The 24607-nt window shown below is 61.5% G+C and carries 27 protein-coding genes; 22 read left to right on the top strand and 5 right to left on the bottom strand.

Annotation, left to right across the window (positions count from 1 at the left end; genetic code table 11):
- Window positions 1-33 precede the first annotated feature (33 nt).
- A complete protein-coding gene (locus tag EN885_RS07330; protein ID WP_164897802.1) occupies window positions 34-870 on the top strand; it encodes an ABC transporter permease in 837 nt (278 codons plus the stop codon).
- Window positions 870-1505, top strand: a complete 636-nt coding sequence (locus tag EN885_RS07325; protein ID WP_128241397.1) for a hypothetical protein — start codon at window positions 870-872, stop codon at window positions 1503-1505. Before EN885_RS07330 ends, EN885_RS07325 begins: the two co-directional genes overlap by 1 nt.
- A 27-nt stretch (window positions 1506-1532) precedes the next feature.
- Here the strand turns inward: EN885_RS07325 and EN885_RS07320 are convergent, their stop codons facing one another.
- Complete coding sequence (locus tag EN885_RS07320) at window positions 1533-1733, bottom strand: hypothetical protein (protein WP_095489019.1); 201 nt, start codon at window positions 1731-1733, stop codon at window positions 1533-1535.
- 256 nt (window positions 1734-1989) lie between these two features.
- Window positions 1990-2931, bottom strand: a complete 942-nt coding sequence (locus EN885_RS07315; RefSeq protein ID WP_128241398.1) for a LysR family transcriptional regulator — start codon at window positions 2929-2931, stop codon at window positions 1990-1992.
- A gap of 122 nt (window positions 2932-3053) precedes the next feature.
- On the opposite strand from EN885_RS07315, the gene EN885_RS07310 reads away from it, so the two are divergent.
- From EN885_RS07310 to gph, 10 genes are all read left to right on the top strand, one after another.
- Window positions 3054-4100, top strand: a complete 1047-nt coding sequence (locus EN885_RS07310; RefSeq protein ID WP_095489017.1) for a class 1 fructose-bisphosphatase — start codon at window positions 3054-3056, stop codon at window positions 4098-4100.
- A 5-nt stretch (window positions 4101-4105) separates the two neighbouring features.
- Window positions 4106-4978, top strand: coding sequence for a phosphoribulokinase (locus EN885_RS07305; RefSeq protein ID WP_126105417.1), 873 nt, complete (start codon window positions 4106-4108; stop codon window positions 4976-4978).
- Between the two features lie 10 nt (window positions 4979-4988).
- Complete coding sequence (gene tkt / locus EN885_RS07300; protein ID WP_128241399.1) at window positions 4989-7010, top strand: transketolase; 2022 nt, start codon at window positions 4989-4991, stop codon at window positions 7008-7010.
- Between the two features lie 30 nt (window positions 7011-7040).
- Window positions 7041-8120 carry a class II fructose-bisphosphate aldolase gene (gene fba / locus EN885_RS07295; protein ID WP_095489014.1) on the top strand — a complete coding sequence of 360 codons (1080 nt, stop codon included), beginning with the start codon at window positions 7041-7043 and terminating at the stop codon, window positions 8118-8120.
- 36 nt (window positions 8121-8156) lie between these two features.
- A complete protein-coding gene (locus tag EN885_RS07290) occupies window positions 8157-9635 on the top strand; it encodes a ribulose-bisphosphate carboxylase large subunit (RefSeq protein WP_164547299.1) in 1479 nt (492 codons plus the stop codon).
- 18 nt (window positions 9636-9653) lie between these two features.
- A complete protein-coding gene (locus EN885_RS07285) occupies window positions 9654-10088 on the top strand; it encodes a ribulose bisphosphate carboxylase small subunit (RefSeq protein ID WP_127206186.1) in 435 nt (144 codons plus the stop codon).
- Between the two features lie 8 nt (window positions 10089-10096).
- Window positions 10097-11035 carry a CbbX protein gene (gene cbbX / locus EN885_RS07280; RefSeq protein ID WP_126105413.1) on the top strand — a complete coding sequence of 313 codons (939 nt, stop codon included), beginning with the start codon at window positions 10097-10099 and terminating at the stop codon, window positions 11033-11035.
- A 62-nt stretch (window positions 11036-11097) separates the two neighbouring features.
- Window positions 11098-11784 carry a ribulose-phosphate 3-epimerase gene (gene rpe, locus EN885_RS07275; protein ID WP_126105412.1) on the top strand — a complete coding sequence of 229 codons (687 nt, stop codon included), beginning with the start codon at window positions 11098-11100 and terminating at the stop codon, window positions 11782-11784.
- A 22-nt stretch (window positions 11785-11806) separates the two neighbouring features.
- A complete protein-coding gene (locus tag EN885_RS07270) occupies window positions 11807-12364 on the top strand; it encodes a thioredoxin family protein (protein WP_126105411.1) in 558 nt (185 codons plus the stop codon).
- On the top strand, window positions 12361-13062 hold the full coding sequence (gene gph, locus EN885_RS07265; protein WP_127206187.1) for a phosphoglycolate phosphatase: 702 nt from the start codon (window positions 12361-12363) through the stop codon (window positions 13060-13062). Before EN885_RS07270 ends, gph begins: the two co-directional genes overlap by 4 nt.
- Before the next feature lie 135 nt (window positions 13063-13197).
- Here gph and EN885_RS07260 read toward each other — a convergent pair whose 3' ends face one another.
- A complete protein-coding gene (locus EN885_RS07260; RefSeq protein ID WP_095489007.1) occupies window positions 13198-13578 on the bottom strand; it encodes a cytochrome c family protein in 381 nt (126 codons plus the stop codon).
- Window positions 13579-14339: 761 nt separating this feature from the next.
- Between EN885_RS07260 and EN885_RS07255 the strand changes: the two genes are divergently transcribed.
- The 6 genes from EN885_RS07255 (at window position 14340) to EN885_RS07230 (ending at window position 19106) form a co-directional block, all read left to right on the top strand.
- Window positions 14340-14549, top strand: coding sequence for a hypothetical protein (locus EN885_RS07255; RefSeq protein WP_128241400.1), 210 nt, complete (start codon window positions 14340-14342; stop codon window positions 14547-14549).
- 37 nt (window positions 14550-14586) lie between these two features.
- Window positions 14587-15591: an ABC transporter substrate-binding protein gene (locus EN885_RS07250; RefSeq protein ID WP_128241401.1), complete on the top strand. Its 1005-nt coding sequence runs from the start codon at window positions 14587-14589 to the stop codon at window positions 15589-15591.
- Window positions 15588-16409: an ABC transporter permease gene (locus EN885_RS07245; protein ID WP_128241402.1), complete on the top strand. Its 822-nt coding sequence runs from the start codon at window positions 15588-15590 to the stop codon at window positions 16407-16409. The genes EN885_RS07250 and EN885_RS07245 overlap by 4 nt, the downstream gene beginning before the upstream one ends.
- Window positions 16378-17118 carry an ATP-binding cassette domain-containing protein gene (locus tag EN885_RS07240; protein ID WP_095489003.1) on the top strand — a complete coding sequence of 247 codons (741 nt, stop codon included), beginning with the start codon at window positions 16378-16380 and terminating at the stop codon, window positions 17116-17118. Before EN885_RS07245 ends, EN885_RS07240 begins: the two co-directional genes overlap by 32 nt.
- Window positions 17119-17153: 35 nt before the next feature.
- Window positions 17154-18125, top strand: a complete 972-nt coding sequence (locus tag EN885_RS07235; RefSeq protein WP_128241403.1) for a quinoprotein relay system zinc metallohydrolase 2 — start codon at window positions 17154-17156, stop codon at window positions 18123-18125.
- Between the two features lie 117 nt (window positions 18126-18242).
- Entirely contained in the window at window positions 18243-19106 is an 864-nt protein-coding gene (locus tag EN885_RS07230; RefSeq protein ID WP_128241404.1) for a quinoprotein dehydrogenase-associated SoxYZ-like carrier, read from the top strand.
- 27 nt (window positions 19107-19133) lie between these two features.
- Here EN885_RS07230 and EN885_RS07225 read toward each other — a convergent pair whose 3' ends face one another.
- The gene (locus EN885_RS07225) at window positions 19134-19487 is read right to left on the bottom strand and encodes a hypothetical protein (protein WP_095489000.1); all 354 of its coding nucleotides are present in this window, start codon (window positions 19485-19487) and stop codon (window positions 19134-19136) included.
- A gap of 673 nt (window positions 19488-20160) precedes the next feature.
- Here EN885_RS07225 and EN885_RS07220 point away from each other — a divergent pair.
- From EN885_RS07220 to EN885_RS07205, 4 genes are all read left to right on the top strand, one after another.
- Window positions 20161-22059, top strand: coding sequence for a methanol/ethanol family PQQ-dependent dehydrogenase (locus EN885_RS07220; RefSeq protein ID WP_126105404.1), 1899 nt, complete (start codon window positions 20161-20163; stop codon window positions 22057-22059).
- A 180-nt stretch (window positions 22060-22239) separates the two neighbouring features.
- On the top strand, window positions 22240-22764 hold the full coding sequence (locus EN885_RS07215; RefSeq protein WP_126105403.1) for a c-type cytochrome, methanol metabolism-related: 525 nt from the start codon (window positions 22240-22242) through the stop codon (window positions 22762-22764).
- 1 nt (window position 22765) lies between these two features.
- The gene (locus EN885_RS07210; RefSeq protein WP_164897797.1) at window positions 22766-23629 is read left to right on the top strand and encodes a quinoprotein dehydrogenase-associated putative ABC transporter substrate-binding protein; all 864 of its coding nucleotides are present in this window, start codon (window positions 22766-22768) and stop codon (window positions 23627-23629) included.
- Window positions 23630-23639: 10 nt separating this feature from the next.
- A complete protein-coding gene (locus EN885_RS07205; RefSeq protein WP_095488996.1) occupies window positions 23640-24197 on the top strand; it encodes a PQQ-dependent catabolism-associated CXXCW motif protein in 558 nt (185 codons plus the stop codon).
- 58 nt (window positions 24198-24255) lie between these two features.
- Here the strand turns inward: EN885_RS07205 and EN885_RS33495 are convergent, their stop codons facing one another.
- Entirely contained in the window at window positions 24256-24393 is a 138-nt protein-coding gene (locus EN885_RS33495) for a hypothetical protein (RefSeq protein WP_164547143.1), read from the bottom strand.
- Window positions 24394-24607 lie beyond the last annotated feature (214 nt).

Here is a 24607-nt window from a genome sequence, read left to right as displayed (position 1 = left end):
GCTCCCGCAATGCCCGAAAAAGTCGCAGGCGTCATGCCGGTGAGGTTCGAGAAATTCGGCCTCGGCCACTATCTCATTTGCCTCAAAGGCGTCGTCCTGCGGGAGTGCCTGCGCTTCCTGCACCAGCGCGAGCGCTTCATATCCTCGCTGGTTCGGCCGCTCATCTGGCTGTTCATCTTTGCCGCCGGATTCCGGCAGGTGCTCGGCGTATCGATCATCCCGCCCTACAAGACCTACGTGCTCTACGAGGTTTACATCACGCCGGGCTTGTGCGGCATGATCCTGCTGTTCTCGGGCATGCAGTCTTCGCTGTCGATGGTCTATGACCGCGAGATGGGCAACATGCGCACCTTGCTGGTCAGCCCCTTCCCGCGCTGGTTCCTGCTGGTCTCGAAGATGCTCGCAGGTGTCGCCGTATCGATCGCGCAGGTCTACGCGTTCCTGATCATTGCCTGGTTCTGGGGCGTCAAGGCGCCGCCGATCGGCTATCTCATGGTGCTGCCGGCGCTGTTCCTGTCGGGCATGATGCTTTGCGCGCTCGGCATGCTTTTGTCCTCGATGATCAAGCAGCTCGAAAACTTCGCTGGCATCATGAACTTCGTCATCTTTCCCGGCTATTTCGCCTCTCCGGCGCTCTATCCCTTGTGGCGCATCCAGGAGGCGAGCCCGCTGCTTTATAAAATCTGCCTCGCCAATCCGTTCACCTATGCGGTCGAACTGATCCGCTTCGCCTTCTACGGCCAGATTGACTGGCTGTCGCTGGGCGTCGTTGCCGGCTGCACACTGCTGTTCCTTGCCGCCGCCATCATCGCCTATGATCCTTCGCGCGGCCTGATAAGCCGGAAACAGGACACGGGAGGAAATACCTGATGGCACGAATGAGCCTTGCTCGCAGCCTGGCTGTGGCTGCCATGCTCATGCCGAGCATGAACGCCAAGGCGGCGGCGAACAACGATCCGGACTGGCCCTGCATACAGCGCAAGGTGCCGCAGCTCTCGCTCGGCCAAATCTGGAACGGGCCGGAGCTTCCCCCAGCGGCGAAGGACCTGTCGAAGGACCCTGCCGTCTCCGCCCTGGTCGAGGAGGTGGCAGCCCGGCGAATGCCGATTGCCGAAGCCCAAAAGAAGATCAGGGATTTCGCCGCATCGTTGCCGGCCGAGCAGCTTGCGCCGAAAATGGCGATGCTGGTGCAAGGCATGTTCGATCATATGGACACTGAGCGTTCGCACGTGATCTCAGGCATTTCCCGCTACGCCCACAAGCAGCTCGAAATGGCCGCCGCGTTGCGCAAGGAAGCGTCCGACGTCGATGCGCTGCGGGAAAAACCCGATGCAGATCCCGACGAGGTCGAACGGCGAACCGAACAGCTGAAATTCGCAACGCGAATTTTCAACGAACGCGTCCAATCGCTGACTTACGTCTGTGACGTGCCGACGATAATCGAGCAGCGGCTATATCAACTGTCCAAGGCCGTCTCGGAAACGCTCGCCGCGAAGAAGAATTAGAACCTCATTCGATCTTCGCGGCGGATCTCACGATTCCCGGCCGGGCAGCACGCGCCAGCGCCGCACGAAATAACCGGGATGCGTCTCGATCCACTGGGCCACCAGCGGCTGCGCCTGCATGAAGGCGGTCCCGGGATTCATCGCCAGGCCGTCCACCATCTGTTCGCGTTGTTCACAGGTCTGCGGCATATCCGTCAGGCAGACCATCATAACGAGCGTGTAAAGCATTACCCCTTGTCCCCATCGAATTCCCGAACCCCATGCCCGGGAGGTTTCCGAAATACCGACCAGTCTGCAGGGGTCGCACATACAGATCGCTTACGGGTGGAAAGGACGTGGCCCCTGTTCTTTCGCACTGCAACATAACATATCGCTTATCTAACGCCAACGATCGCCGGGCGTTCTCCACTCCCTTCTCGGGGCTATCTCGCGATCTCTGGCGTTCGGTATGTCGGTCGTTCAGGTCGAGTTCCGCCGTCCAACGTCATCCCGCTCTGATCTGCGGATAGAGCTTGCCGAACAGGGGCAGGTACATCGCGCCCTTGCGCATCAGGAAATCGTGGAATGTCGCCATGGCCGGCGAGATCGCGTGATCGCTGCGCATCACCGAAAACCATTGCCGGCGGATCGGCATGCCGACAACGTCGAGGATGACCAGCCGGCCGGCTTCGGTTTCCGCGGCGATGGTGTGGGCAGAGATGAAGGCGATGCCGAGCCCGGCCATCACCGCCTGCTTGATGGTCTCGTTCGAGCCCATCTCGACGCCGAGATCGTCGATGCGGCCGGGCACGTCGCTCAGGAATATTTCCAGCGAGATGCGCGTGCCGGAGCCGGGCTCGCGAATGAGGAAATGCTCTTCGGCGATCCGCTCCTTGGATATCTCGCGTGCCGACGCCAGCGGGTGGTCGGGCGGCGCAATGATGACCAGCGGGTGATCGCCAAACACCGAGGCACGCACCGGGACCTCCTTCGCCGGGCGTCCCATCAGCGCAATGTCGATGTCGTGGTTCTTCAGCCTGTCGATCGTTTCGGCGCGGTTGCCGATGGCAAGCCGCATGTCGATGTCGGGATGCTCCTTCATGAAGCCGGCCATAAGCCGCGGCGCGAAATATTTGGCGGTGGAAACGACGCCGAGCCTCAAGCTGCCGATGCGCACGCCCTTGATCGCATCCATCTTGTCTTCGAGCAGGCGAAGCCGCTCCTCGATCGCCTGCGCCGTCTCGACGAAGGCCAGGCCTGCGGCAGTGGGACGCATGCCGTCCGACGTCCGGTCGAACAAGGCCAGTTGGAACTCCTCCTCCACTTGCCGCAACTGGATTGTCACCGCTGGAGGAGACAGGCCTAACACCTTGGCAGCACTGACGATTTTCCCGTGGCTGATGATTGCTTGGACGGTCTTGAACTGCTTGAGCGTGAGGTTTCTCATATGCCATACTAAATTTTTTTTACTGCGAAAGTAAAGTTATTGAATTTTACTTATCATACACCGTTTGTTTTCATTCCCCAATCCGGCCGATCCGAGGAGATGCGGCTGGATGGGAGGTTACAATGCCAGCGGCAACGCTCGACGCTTTTCTGAATTCCTATCTCGGTCAGCCGGACGAGCTGCGCTCCGCGGTCGTTGCGACTGTCCGCCAGTTGACGCAGGCCGCAACCAAGATCCGCAACACCATCAATCAGGGGGTGCTCGGCACCGCCTTTGCCGGGACCCGCGGCGCCAATGCCGACGGCGACATCCAGAAGGACCTCGACATCTTCGCCGACGACATCTTCCTCGACGCCATGCGCCACGCTCCGGTCGCGCTCTACGCCTCCGAGGAACTGGAGCAGCCGGTCCTGCTCGACAGCAAAGCGCCTCTCGCCATCGCCATCGACCCGCTCGACGGCTCCTCCAACATCGACACCAACGTGTCGATTGGAACGATTTTCTCGCTCCTCCCTGCAACTGGCGCGCCGGACGGAAATCCGGCCGCCTCTTTTTTGCAGGCAGGCGTGAACCAGCTGGGCGCCGGCTTCTTCATCTACGGGCCACAGCTGGCGCTGGTTCTGTCGCTCGGCAGCGGCACGCATGTCTTCGTTCTCTCGACTAGGCTCGGCACCTTCGTCCAGGCCTACGAGAGCCGGATCATCCCGCAGCGCACCCAAGAGTTCGCCATCAACGCCGCCAATTACCGGCATTGGGACGAGGCGGTGCGGCTCTACATCGACGATTGCCTCGAAGGTATCGAAGGCCCAAGAGAGAAGGATTTCAACATGCGCTGGATCGCCTCCCTGGTCGCCGACTGCTACCGCATATTGATGCGCGGCGGTGTATTCCTGTATCCAGGCGACAAGCGCAAGGGTTATCGCCAGGGACGGCTGCGTCTCGTCTATGAGGCGAACCCGATCGCCTATCTCATCGAGCAGGCGGCCGGTGCCGCCACCGATACGATCACCCGCATCCTCGAAATCGAACCCGAGAGCCTGCATCAGCGCGTTCCCGTGGTGTTCGGATCGGCGCGGGAAGTCGCGCGCATCACCCGCTATCACACCGAGCCAAGCGCCATCGGCGAGCGTGCGCCGCTGTTCAGCCGCCGCGGCCTGTTCAGGGCCTGAGCACCATGTCGGCAAAGCACCCCATCATCACCATCACCGGGTCGTCGGGCGCAGGCACCACCTCGGTCAAGCGCATCTTCGATCTGATCTTCCGGCGCGAGAACATCGAGGCCGCCTTCATCGAAGGCGATGCCTTTCACCGCTACGACCGCGCCACGATGAAGACAAAAGTGGCCGAGGAAGAGAAGGCGGGCAATCCGAACTTCACCCACTTCAATGCCGAGGCCAACGAACTCGCAATCCTCGAAGAGGTGTTTGAGGAATATGGCCGCCGGGGAACCGGAAAGACCCGCACCTACATCCATGACGAGGACGAGGAGAAGCAGTACGGCACGCCGCCGGGACATTTTACCGAATGGCGCGAATTCCCTCCGAGCGACCTGCTCTTCTACGAGGGACTGCATGGCTGCGTCGTCACCGACAAGATCAACCTGGCCAAGCACGCGGACCTCAGGATCGGCGTGGTGCCGGTCATAAATCTCGAATGGATCCAGAAGATCCATCGCGACCGCGCAACGCGCGGCTATTCCACCGAGGCGGTGATGGACGTGATCCTGCGCCGCATGCCGGACTATGTCCGCTACATCGTCCCGCAATTCTCGCAGACCGCCATCAATTTCCAGCGCGTGCCGATCGTCGACACGTCCAATCCGTTCATCGCGCGCTGGATTCCGACGCCTGACGAATCGATGCTGGTCATCCGCTTCGCCAATCCCCGCGGCATCGATTTCCCCTACCTGCTTTCGATGATCCACGACTCGTTCATGTCGCGGCCGAATTCCATAGTGGTGCCAGGCAACAAGCTCGACCTTGCCATGCAGCTGATCCTGACGCCGCTCATCCTGCAATTGATCGAACGCAAGAACCGTGTGTCGTGAGGAGGACGCCATGAACAGCCAAGCAGCAGCATTGAAGCCCGTCGCCGCCGTCTCGGAGCGCGACATGGCGAACGCCATTCGCGCATTGGCGATGGACAGCGTCCAAAAGGCCAATTCCGGCCATCCGGGCATGCCGATGGGCATGGCCGATGTCGCGACGGTGCTGTTCGGCCGCTTCATCAATATCGATCCGTCGGCGCCCAACTGGCCCGATCGCGACCGCTTCGTGCTTTCGGCCGGGCACGGCTCGATGCTGCAATATGCGCTGCATTACCTGCTCGGCTTTGAAGACATGCCGATCGAGGAATTGCAGCGGTTTCGCCAGCTGGGCAGCCGCACCGCCGGACATCCGGAATATGGCCATGCGCTTGGCATCGAGACGACGACCGGTCCGCTTGGACAAGGCATTTCGACCGCCGTCGGCATGGCACTGGCGGAGCGCATGCTTGCTGCCCGCCACGGCGCCGACCTCGTCGACCATTTCACCTACGTGATCGCCGGCGACGGCTGCCTGCAGGAAGGCATCAGCCACGAGGCGATCGACCTTGCCGGTCACCTGAAGCTCTCCCGGCTGATCGTGTTCTGGGACGACAATGCGATCTCGATCGACGGACCGACGTCGCTGTCGACATCGATGGACCAGCCGGCACGGTTCAAAGCCGCCGGATGGCACGTCCAATCGGTGGACGGCCACGACACGGAAGCCGTCGCTGCGGCAATCGAAGCAGCACAGCAGTCGGACCGGCCGTCCCTGATCGCCTGCCGCACGGTGATCGGCAAGGGCGCGCCCAATCTGGGCGGTTCGGAAAAGACGCATGGCGCGCCGCTGGGCGATGCGGAGATCGCCGCGACGCGCGAAAACATCGACTGGGCCCACGCGCCGTTCGAGGTGCCGGACGACATCCTTTTCACCTGGCGCGAAGTTGCCGAGCGCGGGCAAGCGGCGCGGCACGCCTGGGAGCAGCGGCTTGCCGCCTCGTCCCGGCGCCAGGCGTTTGAGAGCGCGGTCGCCGGCAACCTGCCCGACGCGGTCTTCGAAGCGCTCGGCGCTTTCCGCAAGGAGCATCTCGAGAAGGCGACCAAGGTTGCAACGCGAAAAGCCTCCGAAATGGCGCTCGGCGCCATCAACGCCGCGACCGACCTGACCGTCGGCGGCTCCGCCGATCTGACGCATTCGAACCTGACGATCACCAAGGGCATGGATCGCATAGCGCCTGATGACTATGCCGGCCGCTATATCCACTACGGGATCCGCGAGCACGGCATGGCCGCGGCCATGAACGGCATCGCACTGCATGGCGGTTTCGTGCCTTATGGCGGCACGTTCCTGTGCTTTGCCGACTATGCACGCGGCGCGATGCGGCTCTCGGCGCTGATGGGCCAGCGCGTCGTCTATGTGATGACGCATGATTCCATCGGTCTCGGCGAGGACGGCCCGACCCACCAGCCGGTCGAGCACCTGGCGATGCTGCGGGCCACGCCAAACCTCAACGTCTTTCGTCCGGCCGACATCATCGAAACGGCGGAGTGCTGGGAATTGGCGCTGAAGAGCAAGAACCGGCCGAGCGTGCTGGTGCTCTCGCGCCAGAACCTGCCGATGCTGCGTCAGGCACTCAGCGACGAGCCACACAGCGACGAGAACCGATCGAGCCAGGGCGCTTACATCCTGCGCGAGCCATCCGAGCACCGCGCCGTGACGCTGATCGCCACCGGCTCGGAGGTCGAGATCGCCGTTGCCGCCGCCGAACGGCTGGAGGCCGAGCACGGCATCGCCGCCGCGGTCGTCTCGATGCCGTGCTGGGAGCTCTTCGAGGAACAGGATGCGGACTACCGGAAGTCCGTCCTCGGCTCGGCGCCGCGCATTGCCGTCGAAGCCGCGGCGCGGCTCGGCTGGGATCGCTGGATCGGCGACACCGGCGCTTTCGTCGGCATGGCCGGTTTTGGCGCCAGCGCCCCTGCCCCGGATCTCTACCGGCATTTCGACATCACGCCCGAAGCCATCGCCGCAGCGGCGCTGAAGCTCATCATCTAGCCCAACTTCCGCAGCTAAGAGGACCCGACAATGGCCCGCATCACCCTTCGCCAGCTTCTCGACCATGCCGCCGAGCATGGCTACGGCGTACCGGCATTCAACATCAACAACATGGAACAAGGCCTCGCCATCATGGAGGCGGCCAAGGCCTGCGACGCGCCGGTCATCATCCAGGCGTCGCGCGGCGCCCGCTCCTATGCCAACGACATCATGCTGGCCAAGATGATGGAGGCGTTGACCGAAATGCATCCGGCCATTCCGCTGTGCATCCATCAGGATCACGGCAACAACGAAGCCACCTGCCTTTCGGCGATCCGCCACGGCTTCACCTCGGTGATGATGGACGGGTCATTGATGGCGGATGCCAAGACGCCGGCGAGCTACGACTACAACGTCGCCATCACCGAACGTGTCGCCCGCATGGCGCATTGGGTCGGCGCTTCCGTCGAAGGCGAGCTCGGCGTGCTCGGCTCGCTGGAAACCGGCCAGGGCGAGGCCGAGGACGGCCATGGCGCCGAAGGCGCGCTTTCCCACGACCAGCTTTTGACCGATCCCGATCAGGCGGTCGACTTCGTCACCGCCACCCAGGTCGACGCGCTGGCGATTGCCTGCGGCACCTCGCACGGCGCCTACAAATTCAGCCGCAAGCCCGACGGCGGCATCCTCGCCATGCAGGTGATCGAGGCGATCCACGAAAAGTTGCCCAACACGCATCTGGTCATGCATGGCTCTTCCTCCGTGCCGCAGGAACTGCAGGACATCATCAACAAATATGGCGGCGAGATGCCCCAGACGTTTGGCGTTCCGGTCGAGGAGATCGAGCGCGGCATCCGCTACGGCGTGCGCAAGGTCAACATCGATACCGATTGCCGCATGGCCATGGCCGGGCAGTTCCGCCGCGTCGCGACGGAGGATCCGCGCGAGTTCGATCCGCGCAAATTCCTGAAACCCGCCATGGACGCCTTGCGCGACCTTTGCCGCGATCGCTTCGAACGCTTCGGCACCGCGGGCAACGCCTCGAAGATCAGGGTAATCGCCATGGACGAGATGGCGAAACGTTACGCCGCGGGAAAGCTCGACCCGCAAATCGCAACCGCGAAAGCCGCCTGAGCGGCAAACAGGAGACCTGTCATGAACAAGATCGACATGCCGTCAGCGGGCACGCTCAAGGAAGGCAGCGAACGCTACAAGTCGGGCGTCATCCCCTACAAGAAGATGGGCTATTGGGAGCCGGACTACCGGCCCAAGGAGACCGACCTGATCGCCATGTTTCGGATTACGCCGCAGCCCGGCGTCGACCACGAGGAGGCGGCCGCCGCCATCGCCGGTGAATCCTCGACCGCGACATGGACCGTGGTGTGGACCGACAGGCTGACCGCCTGCGAGCTCTACCGCGCCAAGGCGTTCAAATCCGAGCCGGTGCCGAACACAGGTCCCGGCACCAAGACCGAGCAGCAGTACTTCGCCTACATCGCCTACGACCTCGACCTGTTCGAGCCGGGCTCAATCGCCAACCTGACTGCATCGATCATCGGCAACGTGTTCGGCTTCAAGGCGGTCAAGGCCTTGCGGCTCGAGGACATGCGCGTCCCGGTGGCCTACCTCAAAACCTTCCAGGGCCCGGCGACCGGCATCGTGGTGGAACGCGAGCGGCTCGACAAGTTCGGCCGGCCGCTGCTCGGCGCGACGACGAAGCCGAAGCTTGGCCTGTCAGGCCGCAACTACGGCCGCGTCGTCTACGAGGCGCTGAAGGGTGGCCTCGACTTCGTCAAGGACGACGAGAACATCAACTCGCAGCCGTTCATGCACTGGCGCGACCGCTTCCTCTACTGCATGGAGGCTGTGAACAAGGCGTCGGCCGCCACCGGCGAAGTCAAGGGCCATTATCTCAACGTCACCGCCGGCACGATGGAGGAGATGTACGAGCGCGCCGAATTCGCAAAGCAGCTTGGCTCCTGCATCGTCATGATCGACCTCGTCATTGGCTACACGGCGATCCAGTCGATGGCCAAGTGGGCACGCCGCAACGACATGATCCTGCACCTGCACCGCGCCGGCAACTCGACCTATTCGCGCCAGAAGAACCATGGCATGAATTTTCGCGTCATCTGCAAATGGATGCGGATGGCCGGCGTCGATCACATCCATGCCGGCACGGTGGTCGGCAAGCTGGAAGGCGACCCGCTGATGATCAAGGGGTTTTATGACACGCTGCGCGAGGAGCGCACGCCGCAGAACCTCGAAACCGGGCTGTTCTTCGATCAGGACTGGGCCTCGCTCAACAAGGTGATGCCCGTCGCCTCCGGCGGCATCCATGCCGGCCAGATGCACCAGTTGATCCATTATCTCGGCGAGGACGTCATCCTGCAGTTCGGCGGCGGCACGATCGGCCATCCGGACGGCATCCAGGCCGGCGCGACGGCCAATCGCGTCGCGTTGGAGGCGATGATCCTCGCCCGCAACGAGGGCCGCGACTATCTGCGCGAAGGGACCAAAATCCTCGAACAGGCGGCCAGATGGTGCACGCCGCTGAAGGCGGCCCTGGAGACCTGGAAGGACGTCACCTTCAACTACGAATCGACCGATACGGCCGACTTCGTGCCAACCGCAACGCCCAGCTTCTAGACGAAAGGAATCGTCGCCATGATGACCAATCCGGGAAACAAGGTCACGCAGGGACAGTTTTCGTTCCTGCCCGACCTGACCGATGAGCAGATTTCGGCGCAGATCAAATACGCGCTGAAAAACCACTGGGCGGTCAGCGTCGAGTACACGGACGATCCGCATCCGCGAAACACCTATTGGGAAATGTACGGCAACCCGATGTTCGACCTGAAGGACCCGGCGGGCATCCTGCTTGAAGTCAACAATTGCCGGAAAGCCATGCCCAACATGTATGTCCGGGTCACCGCCTTCGATTCGACCAAGGGCTGGGAGGCGCCGCGCATGTCGTTCATCGTCAACCGGCCGCCCAACGAACCCGGGTTCCGGCTGCTGCGCCAGGAGCGCGACGGCCGCAGCCAGGGCTATTCGATCGTGCCTTATGCGACTGACAGGCCCGAAGGCGAGCGGAGCTAGGCGAAACCATGCTGGACGCGATAGCAAAGGGCGCTGCCGCGCAGGACGAATCGGTTGATCTGCAGGCCGAGTTCGAGGCGTCCAACATCGATGAGGTGATGGACAAGCTCGACCGCGAGCTCGTTGGCCTGAAGCCCATCAAGACCCGCATCCGCGAGATCGCGGCGCTGCTCCTGGTCGACCGGCTTCGCCGCAAGTTCGGGCTGACCTCGGGCGCGCCGACGCTGCACATGAACTTTACCGGAAATCCCGGCACCGGAAAGACCACCGTGGCGCTGAGGATGGCCGAAATCCTGCATCGTCTCGGCTATGTCCGCGAAGGCCACATGGTCGCGGTGACACGAGACGATCTCGTCGGTCAGTATGTCGGCCACACCGCACCCAAGACCCGCGAAGTGATCAAGCGCGCCATGGGCGGGGTGCTCTTCATCGACGAGGCCTACTATCTCTACAAGCCCGAGAACGAACGCGACTATGGCCAGGAATCAATCGAAATCCTGCTGCAATGCATGGAAAACAACCGTGACGATCTGGTTGTGATTCTTGCCGGCTATAAGAACAAGATGGACCGCTTCTTCGACAGCAATCCCGGCATGCGCTCGCGCATCGCCCACCACCTCGATTTTCCCGACTACGGCGTCGGCGAGCTCAAATCGATCGCCGAGATCATGCTGGCGGAACAGAATTACCGTCTCAGCGAAGCGGCGGCCAAGGCGCTCGAAGAGTATCTCCCGATCCGCATGCGGCTGCCGCATTTCTCCAACGCTCGCTCGGTCCGCAATGGGCTCGACCGGGCGCGGCTTCGCCAGGCCAACCGGCTTTTCGCGTCGCGCGACCGGGCGTTGACGAAGACCGACCTTATCACCATTGAGGAATCCGATATTCGCGGCAGCCGCGTGTTCGCGGAAGGTAAGCTCGAAGGCGAGCCGGAGACGAAGGCGCGCTGACATGACGACGCCGGTTGGTGTGCAGCGACCGGAAACGGAAGATAGAATGGGAGCCGACGACCATGGGTACTAAGACAATCATCGCGCCCTCGGTGCTTTCTGCGGACTTCTCGCGGCTTGGCGACGAGGTCGAGACGGTCGTCCGGGCGGGTGCCGACTGGATCCATCTCGACGTGATGGACGGCCATTTCGTGCCCAACATCACCTTCGGTCCGCCGGTGATCAAGGCGATCCGTGACCGAACGGACAAGATCTTCGACTGCCACCTGATGATCGCGCCGGCCGACGCCTATCTCGCCGCCTTCGCCGATGCCGGCTGCGACATCATCACGGTGCATGCCGAGGCCGGGCCGCATCTCGACCGTTCGCTGCAGGCAATCAGGAATCTCGGCAAGAAGGCCGGCGTGTCGCTGAACCCGTCGACGCCGGAAAGCGTCATCGAATATGTGCTCGACCGGCTCGATCTGGTCCTTCTGATGACCGTCAATCCGGGCTTCGGCGGCCAGGCGTTCATTCCGGCGGTCGTCGACAAGGTCAGGCGGGTCAAGGCGCTGATCGGCCATCGTCCGATCGACATCGAGATCGACGGCGGCGTCACGCCCGAGACTGCTCCGCTGGTCACCGCGGCCGGCGCCAATGTGCTGGTCGCGGGCTCGGCCATTTTCATGGGCGGCACCGAGGCTGCCTATCGCGCCAATATCGACGCCATCAGGCAGGCGGCCGACGGGGCGATCCGGAAAGCTGCGTAAACCGTCACATCGGAGGGCAAATATGGCGGCAATTCCACCTGTCTGCGATTTCGGCTGGCAAGCCATCGATGCCGTTTTGCCCGGCGTCGACGGCAAATCGCATTCGATCTTCAGCCATGCCGGCCCGAACGGGCTGGTGGTGGCCTTCATCTGCAATCACTGCCCTTATGTGAAGGCGGTGATTTCACGCATCGTCCGCGATGCCAACGACCTCAAGGCGCAAGGCATCGGCTTTGTCGCGATCAACGCCAACGATGCCGACGCCTACCCCGATGATTCCTTCGACAACATGAAGCTTTTCGCCAGGACGAACGGCTTCACCTTCCCCTACCTCCACGACGAGCGCCAAGAGGTGGCGCGTGCCTATGGAGCCGTTTGCACTCCGGATTTCTTCGGGCTCAACAGCGAGTTGACGCTGCAATATCGCGGCCGGCTGGACGCGGCGCGGCGCGACGCCGGACCGCCCGGGCTGAGGCGCGACCTGTTCGAGGCGATGAAGCAAATTGCCCGAACCGGAGACGGACCGCTCGACCAGATCGCTTCGATCGGCTGCTCGATCAAGTGGAAGGACGCCGCATGAACGTCGGCGCAGGCAGGCCGTTTCGATCGCCCAAGGCGATCCTGTTCGATCTCGACGGCACGCTGGTCGATTCGGCGCCTGACATAACGGCCGCAGTCAACGAATTGCTGGCCGGCCGCGATCTGCCGCCGCTGAGCCTGGAGCAGGTCAAGGCCATGATCGGCGGCGGCGTCAGGAGACTGATCGAGCGAGCCTTCGCGGCTTCCGGCACGCCGCTTCTCGGCAGCGCGCTCGATGAGGCCAACCGCGCCATGGCGCCGATCTACCGCAGACATCTGACCGGCCTGACAAGGCTGATGCCTGGCGTCAGGGAGGTTCTCACGCACTTCCACTTGAGTGGAATAGCCATGGGCGTGGTGACCAACAAGCCGCAGTTGGCGGCTCGGGAAATCCTGCTGCATTTTGGGCTGACGGACTATTTCGGTGCGATCGTCGGCGGAGATGCGGTGACATCCTTGAAACCGGCGCCCGACGCTCTGCTGCTGGCGCTCGACCAGCTTCAGGTCGAGCCTCGTGACACGCTGATGGTCGGAGACAGCAGCGCCGACGTGGCCGCCGCGCGCGCCGCCGGCATGCCCGTCATTCTGCTGCGTGGCGGCTACACCCAAATTGCCGTTGAAGAGCTTGGCGCCGACCTCGTTTGCGACGGTCTGCTCGAGCTGCCGTCCGCCATGCGGAGGCTGCAAGACGCCGCTTGACCAGCGGCGCCAACCACCGGGTGGGCGCCGGCCGAACGCAGTTTCGAACGGCCGGCGAAGTCGCGTTACTTCGTGCGGAAGAACCGGGTTATTTCCTGCCAAATAACCGGGTTATTTCCTAACGGAAAAACCGGGTTATTTGGAGAATTGCTTCAGATAGGCGATGACGTTGGCAAGATCCTCGTCCTTCTTGAGGCCGGGAAACGCCATCTTTGTGCCTTTGATCATGGCCTTGGGATCGCGAAGATAGGTCGTCAGCGTGGCTTCATCCCATTTGACGCCGGATCCACCCGCCTCGGTCATGGGTTTGGAATATTTGAACCCCGGATGCGTGCCGGCCGTCCGGCCGATAACGCCGCTCAACGACGGACCGATCTTGTTCTTGTCCTCGTCGACGACGTGGCAGGCCTTGCATTTGGCGAAGACCTTCTCACCCGCGGCGGCATCCTGTGCCTGAGATTGGTTCGTGATAAACGTCGCAACGGACACGACGGCGAAAAATGCGATTGCACGCATGGCATTTCCTCATTGATCGTCAAGGTGCCCTGGACGATTTGCGCATGCCGTTGTGTGTCATCGGCGTGCGTCGTTTTATGGCAGAGCGAGTCCGCTTCTCCCTTGTGGAGTTGCGACGCCTGCATCTTGGAAGCTACCCGGCAGACGAGGGATGTCAACCATACTGAAGTTCAGGGCAATCGCTTCAGACCAATTGCCGAGCGTGGCGCGGTCAGCGAAGCTGCCTATCTCCCCCCTTGCGGGGGAGATGCCCGGCAGGGCAGAGGGGGGTGCTGTCCCGCTGGCCTGTCAGCCAATTACAGCCACGCCTCAGGGTGTTTCCGGTTGGGAATGGGTTAAATCGAGAGTTGGCGATCTTTCCCCCCTCTGTCCTGCCGGACATCTCCCCCGCAAGGGGGGAGATTGGATGCCGCTTCGGCTTTCGCTAACCACCACCGCTGGAAGACTGGGCAAGGGGAGTGCAACCTGAAGCGATTGCCCTCGTATTTTCATTGCTTTGTGACGGCAGTTATGCTAGGAATTTATTCACGGCGCTGATTTGCGCCAACAACCCGCCGCCGAGGCGGGTTTTTTGTTTCAGGCTTCGGCGCCCCCTGTCCATTCGCCTTTGTTGACGGCCATTGGGCGAACGCGTAGCCTAAAACCATTCCGGTTTTCCATGGGCACCTCGGGACTCCGGCAGTTGGCGATTTTTGTCCAGGCTCGCAGATCGGGCCGGATCTCGCCGAAGCGGGCGTCTTCAAGCGCGCAAGAGGTGCTGAATGGATATGGTCGACCTCATACTGACGGTTTGCCTGATTGCCAATCCGGGCGACTGCCGAGACGAACATCTCTATTTCGAGAGCCGTGGCTCTCTGTTCCAATGTATGATGCTGGCGCCCAGCGAAATCGCGAAATGGTCGCAGGAACACCCGACCCTCAAGGTCAAGCGCTGGAAATGCGCTTCGCCGAGCAAGGACCGTGCGATCTGATCGGCGCCCGGCTTATCCTGGCCCGGGAGGAGGCATCATGATGATTTCGCGTCGAGGAACGCTCCGTCTGGCAGCTCTTGGAACAGCCGCGGCGCTTGTCTCAAGGCCCTCCTTCGCCACGACCCCCTCCTTCGCCATGGGCAAGGTTCGCATCGGCGTGCTGAAGTTCGGCACCGTGAGCTGGGCGCTTGACACCATAAAACAGCACAAGTTCGATGCAGCCAACGGCATCGATCTGGAGATCGTCGATTTCGCCGGCGAGGATGCAACCAACGTCGCGATTCTGGCCGGCGCGATCGACATGATCGTCTCCGACTGGCTGTGGGTCTCGCGCCAGCGCTCGGAAGGCGTCGACCTCACATTGGTCCCCTATTCGACCGCCGTCGGCGCGATCATGGTGAAGGAGCAATCGCCGATCCGGACGATCACCGATCTCAAGGGAAAAAAGATCGGCGTCGCCGGCGGGCCTCTCGATAAAAGCTGGCTGCTGATCCAGGCACTGGCCAGACGCGATCACGGCCTCGACCTGCCGGCAACCAGCGACATCGTCTTTGGCGCGCCGCCGCTGATTTCGGAAAAGGCGATGCAAGGCGAGCTCGATGCGGTGCTCAATTTCTGGCATTTTTGCGCCCGGCTCGAGGCCAATGGCTTTCGTCGGCTGATCGGCGCGGATGATGCGGCGAAAGCGCTCGGGGCCTCGGGCGCCGTGTCAGCGCTCGGCTATGTCTTTCATGACAAATGGGCGAGCGAAAATCTGGCCACCGCCCGGGGCTTCATCAAGGCCTCTGCGCAGTCCAAGGACTTGCTGGCCAGATCCGACGATGAGTGGCTGCGCCTTGCGCCGATTATCCGCGCGCAAGGCGAGGAATTGGCCAAACTGCGTGACCGCTATCGCGAAGGCATTCCCAGACGCCCCGTCGCCGAGGATGCGGCCGACGCAGGCAAACTCTACCGCGTGCTGGCCGAGATCGGCGGCGAAAAGCTGGTCGGCCGCGCGCCGGAGATGGCGCCCGGCACGTTCTGGCAGGAACCCCCGAAATGACCGCACCTGACACCGGCGATCGCACGCCTGGCGCTGCAGCCGGCAGCCAATCCAGGTTTGCAACGGCGCTGACACCCGTGCTGACGGTCGCGGTCTCGCTGCTCGGGCTTTGCCTGCTGTGGGGTTTTGCGGCAAGTGCCTGGCCGAGCCGTGCCTTTCCAGGGCCGGGACAGGTCTGGCAGGTGCTGCTCGCCGAGGCGGCAAACGGCGACCTTTTCTATCATCTCGGCGCGACACTTGGCCGGGTTGCCGCAGCTTATGTCATCGCGATGGTGGTTGGCTCGGTCATCGGCGTTGCCCTCGGCAGCTACCGCAGCGCGGACCGGTTCTTCAGTCCCTGGGTGATCCTGTTTCTCAACATCCCCGCGCTGGTGGTCATCGTGCTCGCCTACATCTGGTTCGGCCTCAACGAGGCGGCGGCGATTGGCGCGGTTGCCGTGAACAAGATCCCGAATGTGGTGGTGACGATGCGCGAAGGCGCCAGGGCGCTTGATCCGAACTACGCCGAAATGGCCGCCGTCTACCGCTTCGGTCTCCTCGACCGCATCCGCCACGTCCTGCTGCCGCAGTTGCAGCCCTATCTTGCCGCCGCCTCACGATCCGGCATCGCCCTCATCTGGAAGATCGTCCTGGTGGTCGAGCTGCTCGGCCGCTCCAATGGCGTCGGCTTCCAGATCTATCTTTATTTCCAACTCTTCGACGTCGCCGCCATTCTTGCCTACACGCTGGCTTTCGTGGCGGTGATGCTTGTCATCGAACTTCTTGTGGTGCAGCCCGTTGAACGACATGCAACCCGTTGGCGCCGTCGTCCCGCTTAGGGTCGACATCGCCGAGAAGACCTTCAGGTCCGCGCAAGGCGTCTCGATCACGGCGCTCCAGGACCTTTCCTTCGAGGTTCGGCAAGGCGAATTCGCCTGCCTGCTGGGGCCGTCGGGCTGCGGCAAGACCACGACGCTGCGCATCCTGCTTGGATTGGACAAAGACTTTTCCGGCTCGTTCCAACTGCCTGAAGGCGGCTCCAACCGGATCGCCGCCGTGTTCCAGGAGCCGATCTTGCTGCCGTGGCGGACAGTTGAGCAGAATGTCAGGCTGGCGCTACCGAAAAGCCTGAGAACGAAGAACCTCGACGGGCTGTTCGACACGCTCGGCCTCGCCGGCATGCGCTCGCTCTATCCGGCGGAGCTTTCGCTCGGCCTTGCGCGCAGGGCAGCCCTTGCCAGGGCCTTCGCCACCGAACCGGCGGTGCTTTTCCTGGACGAACCCTTTGCCTCGCTCGACGAACGGACCGCCGAGCGGCTTCGGCACCTGCTTTTGACCGTGTGGTCGGCGCGGCCTACGACCGCCCTGATGGTAACGCACAATCTCCGCGAGGCGCTGATGCTGTCGGATCGCATCATCGTGCTCGCGCAGCGGCCAGCCCATGTGCTCGGCATGTTCGACGTAAGGCTGCCGCGGCACTATCGCAATCCACAGGTGATGAGCGACCTTTTGCGGTCTTTCCACCAAAAATTTCCGGGCGTGGTCTGATCGCCTTACAGCTCGAATGCATATCGGGGGAAGCCATGCCGATCGACAGGGTACGACGCAAGCTTGTGAGCGGCTTCGCCTGCACCGCGGTTAGCGCCGCGATGCTGCCCTGTTGCCTCGGGCGGGCCGCTCTCGCCGCTGCCGGCGGCCTTGAATTCAAGGTCAGGAACGTCGCCGACGGCGTCTTCGCCTTCCAGGGCGTGGATGAATTGATGAGCGCCGCCAACCAGGGCGCGATCTCGAACCTGGGCGTCGTCGTCGGCACCGACGCCGTTGCCGTCATCGACAGCGGCGGCAGCCTGATCGAGGCGGACGCTCTCATCGCCGCGATCCGCAAAATAAGCACCAAGCCGGTTCGTTACCTGATCAACACCCACATGCACCCCGACCACATCTTCGGCAACGCGGCATTCCGGGAGATCGGCGCGACCATCGTCGGCCATCACAATCTGCCGCGCGCTCTTGAGGCCCGCGGCGCGTTCTACCTGCACAGCTTTCGCCAACAGATCGGCGACGCGCTCATGAAAGGGGTCGAGATCATACCGCCGACGATGCTGGTCGATGATCGCCTGCAGCTCGACCTCGGCGGGCGCGTGCTCGAATTGCAGGCATGGAAAGCGGCGCACACCGACAACGACCTGACCGTCTTCGACAGCGCGACCCGCACGCTGTTTGCCGGCGATCTCGTTTTCGTCGGTTCCTTGCCGACGCTCGACGGATCGCTGCTTGGCTGGCTTCGCCAGATGGATGCGCTCGCCGCGATCGGCGCCGCGCGCGCCGTGCCGGGTCATGGCCCGGTGCCGGCCGACTGGCCGGAGGCGCTGACGGCGGAGCGGCGCTATTTCGAGGTTCTGGCGCGCGATATTCGCAGGGCGATCGCCGACGGGATGCCGCTCAGCGAGTCCGTCAAGACCGCCGGCGCAAGCGAACGGGGCAAGTGGCGTCTGTTCGACGAGTATAATGAGCGCAATGCAACGGCCGCCTTTGCCGAACTCGAATGGGAATAGACCGCACGACAAGCGCTGGACGTGGACGAGGTCGATCGATTTGCCAACACATCGTCAAGGGCTTATCCTCAATATCAGCCTGGGCACCACCTCTCTGACATTGGTGGAGGCATCGAAATGCAGAACCACGCTTACCGGAGCCGGCAGCTCGCCTTGCCGCTCGCGGCCATCTTCGCCGCGATCATCTTGGCCGTCGGCACGCTCGTTGGTTCCTCCGGAGCCGCCAACGCGCAGCAAACAACAGCATCTTCGGACAGAATCTGGCAGGATCTGAAAGGCGACGTGTTCGGCGATCGGGCAATTCTGGTCGATAGCGGCGTCGTCAGGATCGAGGCGCCGAAGCGGGCGCAGGATGCCGCCATCGTGCCCGTCGACATCTATATCGACCCCGCCAAGGCGCCTGACGGCATCAAATCCGTCACCTTGATCATCGACGTCAATCCGGCACCGGTGGCGGCGACGTTCCAGATCGGCAAGGACGCCGGCGTGACGCATCTGTCGACGCGTGTGCGCGTCAACGACTATTCCTATCTGCGTGCCTTAGCAGAAACGCAGGGTGGCGAGCTCCACATGGCCCAGACCTTCGTCAAGGCATCGGGCGGATGCTCGGCCCCGGCGGTCAAGAACCAGGACGAGGCGCTGGCGACGATGGGGCAGATGAAGCTGCGCCAATTCCCGCCTCAAGAGACGATGACAAAGGCACAGGAATTGCAGTTGATGATCCGGCACCCGAACAATTCTGGCCTGCAGCGCAATCCGCTGACCCAGTATTTCATCCCCGCGCATTTTGTTCAGAAACTATCGATCTCCCAGGCAGACCGGCCGATCCTCTCGATGGAAGGTGGAATATCGATTTCGGAAGATCCCAATTTCCGGTTCGATTTCAAGGCGCATGGCAACGGCGAAATCCAGGTCGAAGCGATCGATACGGATGGCAAGGTATTTCGCAATCAATGGCCACTGGAGGCTACGGGGCTCTGAAGCCTCGAAGCCGCGTGCGCAACGCGTTTAAAAGCAGCGCACGTCGGCTTCCGCCTGCGCGCGCTTCAGTTCCGTGCTCGCGGCTTTCGCCGGCGCGCTTTCGCGAAACAGTCCCGAACGCTCCCCTGTCGTCAGGGACATGCTCTTGAAGGTCTCGGCCCTTTCATAATCCTCGAACGGAAGGATCGAGGCGATGACGTCGATCGAGCAGGAACAGCTCTCCAGCGCCCGACGTGTCTGGCCATTTGTCTGCATGCAGCCGAGCACATAGTCGACAACCGTCACCGTCGGATAATCGCCGGCGGCGCCGGCCGGATTGGCGAAGGCCAGGGCCGATGTAAGCAACAGCGGCAAGGTCGAAAAGCCGACATATCTGAGCATGGGGAACCCTCCGTTTGGCCCGGACGTGACAGATCGAGCCCGATGGATCGAGACGGATCACAGCACCAGTTGGCCTCGTGCCACCACGCCAGTCAAGTTCTCATGCAGGCCGTATAGTACCAAAGGAGCAGGGCCGTACCGGCCGGCAAAAGGCCTCCTCGACGGCACGATCATCCCCTCCGAATCCCGGTGCCGACCTTCATTTCATGTCTCCTCCACTATCGGCACCCCGAGCGACACGCGCATACTTAATTTCACACGATCCAATGAATATTCATAAATAAAACTTAATACATTCCGCCAAAAAAATACGCAAAATTGGGGAACTTATATAAAACCAGCCTCATTCACAGTCGATCAATAGCTTTCTGTATGAGTTTTTTCATATCTATTTCTCTATATTGCAGTGCAACATAGACGGAAGTGATTTTTCTTGCCTTCCGCTTGGGGATGACATAGCTTCATCCTGTTTCCGGCTTCAAGGGCGTCACCGTCATTAGGGAGCGGCGACAGTCTTTCGTAGGCCAAGTGGGATGGGCAGTAACGGTGCCCTCTGCTCATTCGGCTTAGGTCGTGACACGCTGCCGGAAATACTTCCCCCACATGAATCGCTTGGGCAAGCCCTCGTGGGCTCAACGGACGATTCGTCATTGTGAACCCTGGGAGGACTTTGATGCGTGTATTTGCGAAAACTGCCTACCTACTAACGACCGCGGCGCTCATGTCGTTCGGCGCGGTCCACATGACGTCGGCCAATGAAGAACTAATGAAAATGGCCGAAAACCCCAAGGACTGGGTGATGCAGACGGGTGACTACGCCAACACCCGCTTTTCCAAACTTAACCAGATCACCAAGGACAACGTGAAGAACCTGCAGGTCAAGTGGAGCTTCTCCACTGGCGTGCTGCGCGGCCATGAAGGCGGGCCGCTGATTATCGGCGATGTGATGTATGTCCACGCGCCGTTCCCGAACACCGTCTATGCTCTCGATCTCAACAATGACGGAAAGATCCTCTGGAAATACGAGCCCAAGCAAGACCCCAATGTTATTGGGATCATGTGCTGCGACACGGTCAATCGTGGCGTCGCCTATGGTGACGGCAAGATCATTCTAAACCAGGCCGACACCACCGTCGTGGCGCTCGATGCCAAGACCGGCAAGGTCGTCTGGTCAGTCAAGAACGGCGAGCAGACCGACGGCGGAAAGGGCGAATCCGGCACGTCAGCACCCGTAGTCGTCAAGGACAAGGTGCTGGTCGGCGTCTCCGGCGCTGAATTCGGCGTTCGCGGCTGGTTGGCCGCCTACAATCTGGCAGATGGCAAGCTCGCCTGGAAAGCCTATTCGGAAGGTCCGGACGCAGACACCCTGATCGATCCCGAGAAGACCACCCATCTCGGCAAACCTGTCGGAAAGGATTCCGGCACGAACACCTGGGAAGGCGAGCAGTGGAAGACAGGCGGCGGCACGACATGGGGATGGTATTCCTATGATCCCAAGCTGAACCTGGTTTACTATGGTACCGGCAATCCCTCGACATGGAACCCGGTCCAGCGCCCAGGCGACAATCGCTGGTCCATGACAATCATGGCTCGCGATGCGGATACTGGTGTTGCCAAATGGCTCTACCAGATGACCCCGCATGACGAATGGGACTTTGACGGCATCAACGAGATGATTCTCGTCGATGGCATGGAGGTCGGCGGCGCCAAGCGCGACGTGCTGGTGCATTTCGACCGCAATGGCTTTGCCTACACCATGGATCGCGCCAATGGCGAACTTCTCGTCGCCAAGAAATACGATCCGGCAGTGAACTGGGCGACGGAAGTCAACATGGACCCCAGCAGCGACCAGTATGGCCGCCCGCAGGTCGTGGCCAAATATTCGACCCAGGCGAACGGCGAAGATACCAACACGACGGGCATCTGCCCGGCGGCGCTTGGAACCAAGGACCAGCAACCGGCGGCCTATTCGCCGAAGACCGGCCTGTTCTACGTGCCGACAAACCATGTCTGCATGGACTATGAGCCTTATAAGGTGAGCTACACTGCCGGTCAGCCTTACGTGGGCGCCACCGTGTCGATGTATCCTCCCCCTGGAGCCGACCACATGGGCAACTTCATTGCCTGGGATGCTGCCAAGGGCGAGATCGTCTGGTCGAAGCCCGAGAAGTTCTCGGTGTGGTCGGGCGCGCTGGCAACCGACGGCGACGTCGTCTTCTACGGCACGCTCGAGGGCTACATCAAGGCGGTCGATCATGACGGGAATGAACTCTACAAGTTCAAGACCCCGTCCGGCATCATCGGCAACATCACGGCCTACGAGCATGGCGGCAAGCAGTACATCGCCGTTCTGTCCGGCGTCGGTGGATGGGCCGGTATCGGTCTGGCAGGTGGACTGCTTTCGCCCGATAACGCCGCTGCCTGGCATGGGGCCGTCGATCAGGGCCGTGCGCAAGGCGACGAGACCGCTGTCGTTGGGACCGCTGGTCTGGGTGCGGTCGGTGGCTACGCAGCACTTGCCGACTACACGACGCTGGGCGGCCAGCTCACCGTCTTCGGTCTCCCGGACTGATACACGGGAACCTTAGGCACGCCTCGGGTCTTGTGAAAAGACCAAGGCTTTGAAAAGCGAGAGCCCGGATCACCGGGAAGCCAGGACCGGGCTCTCGATTTCGCTGCGCACCCAAAATATCGATCAATGCCGCTTCACGACAGCAAACCCGTGTCCGTGGCAAATGAAGGAAGACACTGAATGTCAGTTCGCATTGTAATTTCCGCTCTCGCTCTGGCTCTGCTGCCTCTGGCAAGCTCAAGTCTCGCACAAGCCCAGGACAGCGCGGAAAAAGCCAAGGCGGTGACGGAAGAAGACGGCAAGTATTTGGATGCGGAGGGAAATCCGACCTACAAGATCGAAAACGGAACTGTGGATTGGTACACGTTCAGCGGTTATCGCCGGTATCATTCCGATTGCCATGTCTGTCACGGACCAGACGGCACAGGTTCGAGCTATGCGCCGGCCCTGGTCAACAGCCTGAAAACCATGGATTACGGCACGTTCCTCTCGATTGTCGCCGAAGGCCGCAAGAATGTCGGCGGCGGCAAGGAGAATGTCATGCCTGCCTTTGGCGACAACAAGAACGTCTATTGCTACATGGACGATCTCTACGTCTACCTCCGCGCCCGCGCCGACGGTGCGGCGCCCCGCGGCAGGCCGCCGAAGAAAGCAGACAAGCCACAAGCAGCGAAGGATGCCGAAGCGTCCTGTATGGGTGGATGATATGACTGGCCGTGATGCGTTGAAGCTGCGCTTTGTCCTGTCGATCCTCGGCGCACTCGCCTTGCTGCCTTCGAACGCCAAGGCGCAGGACGCCGGCCTTGGTGCCGCAGGAGAACTGGTCGACCCCGATATTCTGCGCGTCTGCGCCGATCCTTCGAACATGCCTTTCACCGACAAGAGCGGCGAAGGCTTCGAAAACAAGCTGGCCGAACTGGTTGCAGCGAAAACCGGTCGGAAGTCCGTCGCCTACACATGGTTTCCCGTTGTCGCCGGCTTCGTGCGCAACACGCTGGTCGCCAACCGATGCGACATCATCATGGGCTATGCCCAGGGCGACGAACTGGTGCAGAACACCAACGCCTACTATCGCTCCTCCTATGTGCTGGTGCACCCGAAGGGCAACGGCATGGAAGGTGTCGAGACGATCGAGGATCCGAAACTCACCGGCAAGAAGATCGGTGTCGTCGAAAGCACGCCACCGACTGCCAACATGGCTGCCAACAAGCTCTTGCGAACGGCAAAAATCTATCCGCTGGCGGTGGATACGCGCCTCACCCCTTCCATGGGAGAGGTCATGATCAAGGACATGCTCGCCGGCAAGATCGACGCGGCGGTCATTTGGGGACCGATGGCAGGATACTATGCCAAGGAACTCGGCGTCGATCTCACGATCGTTCCGCTGGTGAAGGAAAAAACCGGCTCGCGCATGTCCTATCGTATCACCATGGGCGTGCGTCCATCCGACCAGGAATGGAAGCGGACGCTCAACCGGGTGATCAGGGAAAATCAGGCGGAGATCAACAGGATCCTGCTGGACTACAATGTGCCGCTGATCGACGAACACGATAATCCGATCACGCAATGACGATGCCGGTATGAAGGGAAAGGAGACGATTTTGCTGGTCGCTGCGGGCCTTCTCAGTCTGACCGAACCGATGTGGGCTGGCGATATCGCCGAGCCCGGCGGCTACCGGATGGACGAATATCGGGCGCCGGTGCCGCAGACGCTGCAAGGCGCAAGCGTGGTGACGACGGCAGAGGCGGAGGCGCTGTGGCGGGAGAAGAAGGCGGTGTTCTTCGACGTCATGCCGAACACGCCGAAGCCGGCCAATTTGCCGGCAGGAACGATTTGGAGAGAGGCGATCAGAAAGGACATCCCAGGCAGCATCTGGCTGGCCAACGTCGGTTACGGCGCTATCTCCGAGGAGACCGCCAGCTATTTTCGCCAAGGCCTCGCGGCCGAAGCCGGTGCCGACAAGTCGCGCGCTATCCTGTTCTATTGCATGACGAATTGCTGGATGTCCTGGAATGCCGCGAAACGGGCCGTCGAATGGGGCTACAGTTCGGTGATCTGGTATCCGCTCGGCGCCGATGGATGGGAGCGTGCAAACCTTCCGCTGGAGGAGAAGAAGCCTTACGTGATCAGCAATTGAAGCATGAGCATTGTTATTTTCGAACGTCTTGTTTTTCGATTTTTCAGAACCTACCGTTTCATTTGTCCATTTTGAGAGCTGATGGACGAGCCATTGCAATGGTGCCCAGCAATGGTTGACTGAGAAAAGGATCGGCCCCTTCGGGCTGGTAGAAGAGGAGAAATGCCATGAAGAAGAGCTGGACAAAACCGACCATGTGCCAAGTCGCTGCGGGCTTCGAAATTTCGCGGTATCTGCCTGCTGAAATTCCTCCCAAGAAGTAGGCCGCAGAGGTGCGTGTCCCTGGCAACGGGGACACGCACTTTCTTGCCGCGCGAGATCTTCGTGGAAGGCGTAGACGCGTTCGATGCGGGCGCGAAGCCATTCGCGGTCGAAAATTTGTTGCTGGTTGAACAAGCCGCAGAGCGGGC

Origin of the sequence: Mesorhizobium sp. M6A.T.Cr.TU.014.01.1.1 (assembly GCF_004022765.1) — a bacterium.
GTDB classification, from domain to species: Bacteria; Pseudomonadota; Alphaproteobacteria; order Rhizobiales; family Rhizobiaceae; genus Mesorhizobium; species Mesorhizobium mediterraneum.
The sequence above is the reverse complement of the archived record's forward strand: the minus strand, read 5'-3'. Positions and strand labels throughout refer to the sequence as shown.

Excerpts from the sequence above, each read along its gene's own strand:
- EN885_RS07330 (WP_164897802.1), top strand. The coding sequence starts at position 34 with ATGCCGGTGAGGTTCGAGAAATTCGGCCTCGGCCACTATCTCATTTGC.
- EN885_RS07325 (WP_128241397.1), top strand. The coding sequence starts at position 870 with ATGGCACGAATGAGCCTTGCTCGCAGCCTGGCTGTGGCTGCCATGCTC.
- EN885_RS07320 (WP_095489019.1), bottom strand. The coding sequence starts at position 1,733 with ATGCTTTACACGCTCGTTATGATGGTCTGCCTGACGGATATGCCGCAG.
- EN885_RS07315 (WP_128241398.1), bottom strand. The coding sequence starts at position 2,931 with ATGAGAAACCTCACGCTCAAGCAGTTCAAGACCGTCCAAGCAATCATC.
- EN885_RS07310 (WP_095489017.1), top strand. The coding sequence starts at position 3,054 with ATGCCAGCGGCAACGCTCGACGCTTTTCTGAATTCCTATCTCGGTCAG.
- EN885_RS07305 (WP_126105417.1), top strand. The coding sequence starts at position 4,106 with ATGTCGGCAAAGCACCCCATCATCACCATCACCGGGTCGTCGGGCGCA.
- tkt (WP_128241399.1), top strand. The coding sequence starts at position 4,989 with ATGAACAGCCAAGCAGCAGCATTGAAGCCCGTCGCCGCCGTCTCGGAG.
- fba (WP_095489014.1), top strand. The coding sequence starts at position 7,041 with ATGGCCCGCATCACCCTTCGCCAGCTTCTCGACCATGCCGCCGAGCAT.
- EN885_RS07290 (WP_164547299.1), top strand. The coding sequence starts at position 8,157 with ATGCCGTCAGCGGGCACGCTCAAGGAAGGCAGCGAACGCTACAAGTCG.
- EN885_RS07285 (WP_127206186.1), top strand. The coding sequence starts at position 9,654 with ATGATGACCAATCCGGGAAACAAGGTCACGCAGGGACAGTTTTCGTTC.
- cbbX (WP_126105413.1), top strand. The coding sequence starts at position 10,097 with ATGCTGGACGCGATAGCAAAGGGCGCTGCCGCGCAGGACGAATCGGTT.
- rpe (WP_126105412.1), top strand. The coding sequence starts at position 11,098 with ATGGGTACTAAGACAATCATCGCGCCCTCGGTGCTTTCTGCGGACTTC.
- EN885_RS07270 (WP_126105411.1), top strand. The coding sequence starts at position 11,807 with ATGGCGGCAATTCCACCTGTCTGCGATTTCGGCTGGCAAGCCATCGAT.
- gph (WP_127206187.1), top strand. The coding sequence starts at position 12,361 with ATGAACGTCGGCGCAGGCAGGCCGTTTCGATCGCCCAAGGCGATCCTG.
- EN885_RS07260 (WP_095489007.1), bottom strand. The coding sequence starts at position 13,578 with ATGCGTGCAATCGCATTTTTCGCCGTCGTGTCCGTTGCGACGTTTATC.
- EN885_RS07255 (WP_128241400.1), top strand. The coding sequence starts at position 14,340 with ATGGATATGGTCGACCTCATACTGACGGTTTGCCTGATTGCCAATCCG.
- EN885_RS07250 (WP_128241401.1), top strand. The coding sequence starts at position 14,587 with ATGATGATTTCGCGTCGAGGAACGCTCCGTCTGGCAGCTCTTGGAACA.
- EN885_RS07245 (WP_128241402.1), top strand. The coding sequence starts at position 15,588 with ATGACCGCACCTGACACCGGCGATCGCACGCCTGGCGCTGCAGCCGGC.
- EN885_RS07240 (WP_095489003.1), top strand. The coding sequence starts at position 16,378 with ATGCAACCCGTTGGCGCCGTCGTCCCGCTTAGGGTCGACATCGCCGAG.
- EN885_RS07235 (WP_128241403.1), top strand. The coding sequence starts at position 17,154 with ATGCCGATCGACAGGGTACGACGCAAGCTTGTGAGCGGCTTCGCCTGC.
- EN885_RS07230 (WP_128241404.1), top strand. The coding sequence starts at position 18,243 with ATGCAGAACCACGCTTACCGGAGCCGGCAGCTCGCCTTGCCGCTCGCG.
- EN885_RS07225 (WP_095489000.1), bottom strand. The coding sequence starts at position 19,487 with ATGCTCAGATATGTCGGCTTTTCGACCTTGCCGCTGTTGCTTACATCG.
- EN885_RS07220 (WP_126105404.1), top strand. The coding sequence starts at position 20,161 with ATGCGTGTATTTGCGAAAACTGCCTACCTACTAACGACCGCGGCGCTC.
- EN885_RS07215 (WP_126105403.1), top strand. The coding sequence starts at position 22,240 with ATGTCAGTTCGCATTGTAATTTCCGCTCTCGCTCTGGCTCTGCTGCCT.
- EN885_RS07210 (WP_164897797.1), top strand. The coding sequence starts at position 22,766 with ATGACTGGCCGTGATGCGTTGAAGCTGCGCTTTGTCCTGTCGATCCTC.
- EN885_RS07205 (WP_095488996.1), top strand. The coding sequence starts at position 23,640 with ATGAAGGGAAAGGAGACGATTTTGCTGGTCGCTGCGGGCCTTCTCAGT.
- EN885_RS33495 (WP_164547143.1), bottom strand. The coding sequence starts at position 24,393 with ATGGTCGGTTTTGTCCAGCTCTTCTTCATGGCATTTCTCCTCTTCTAC.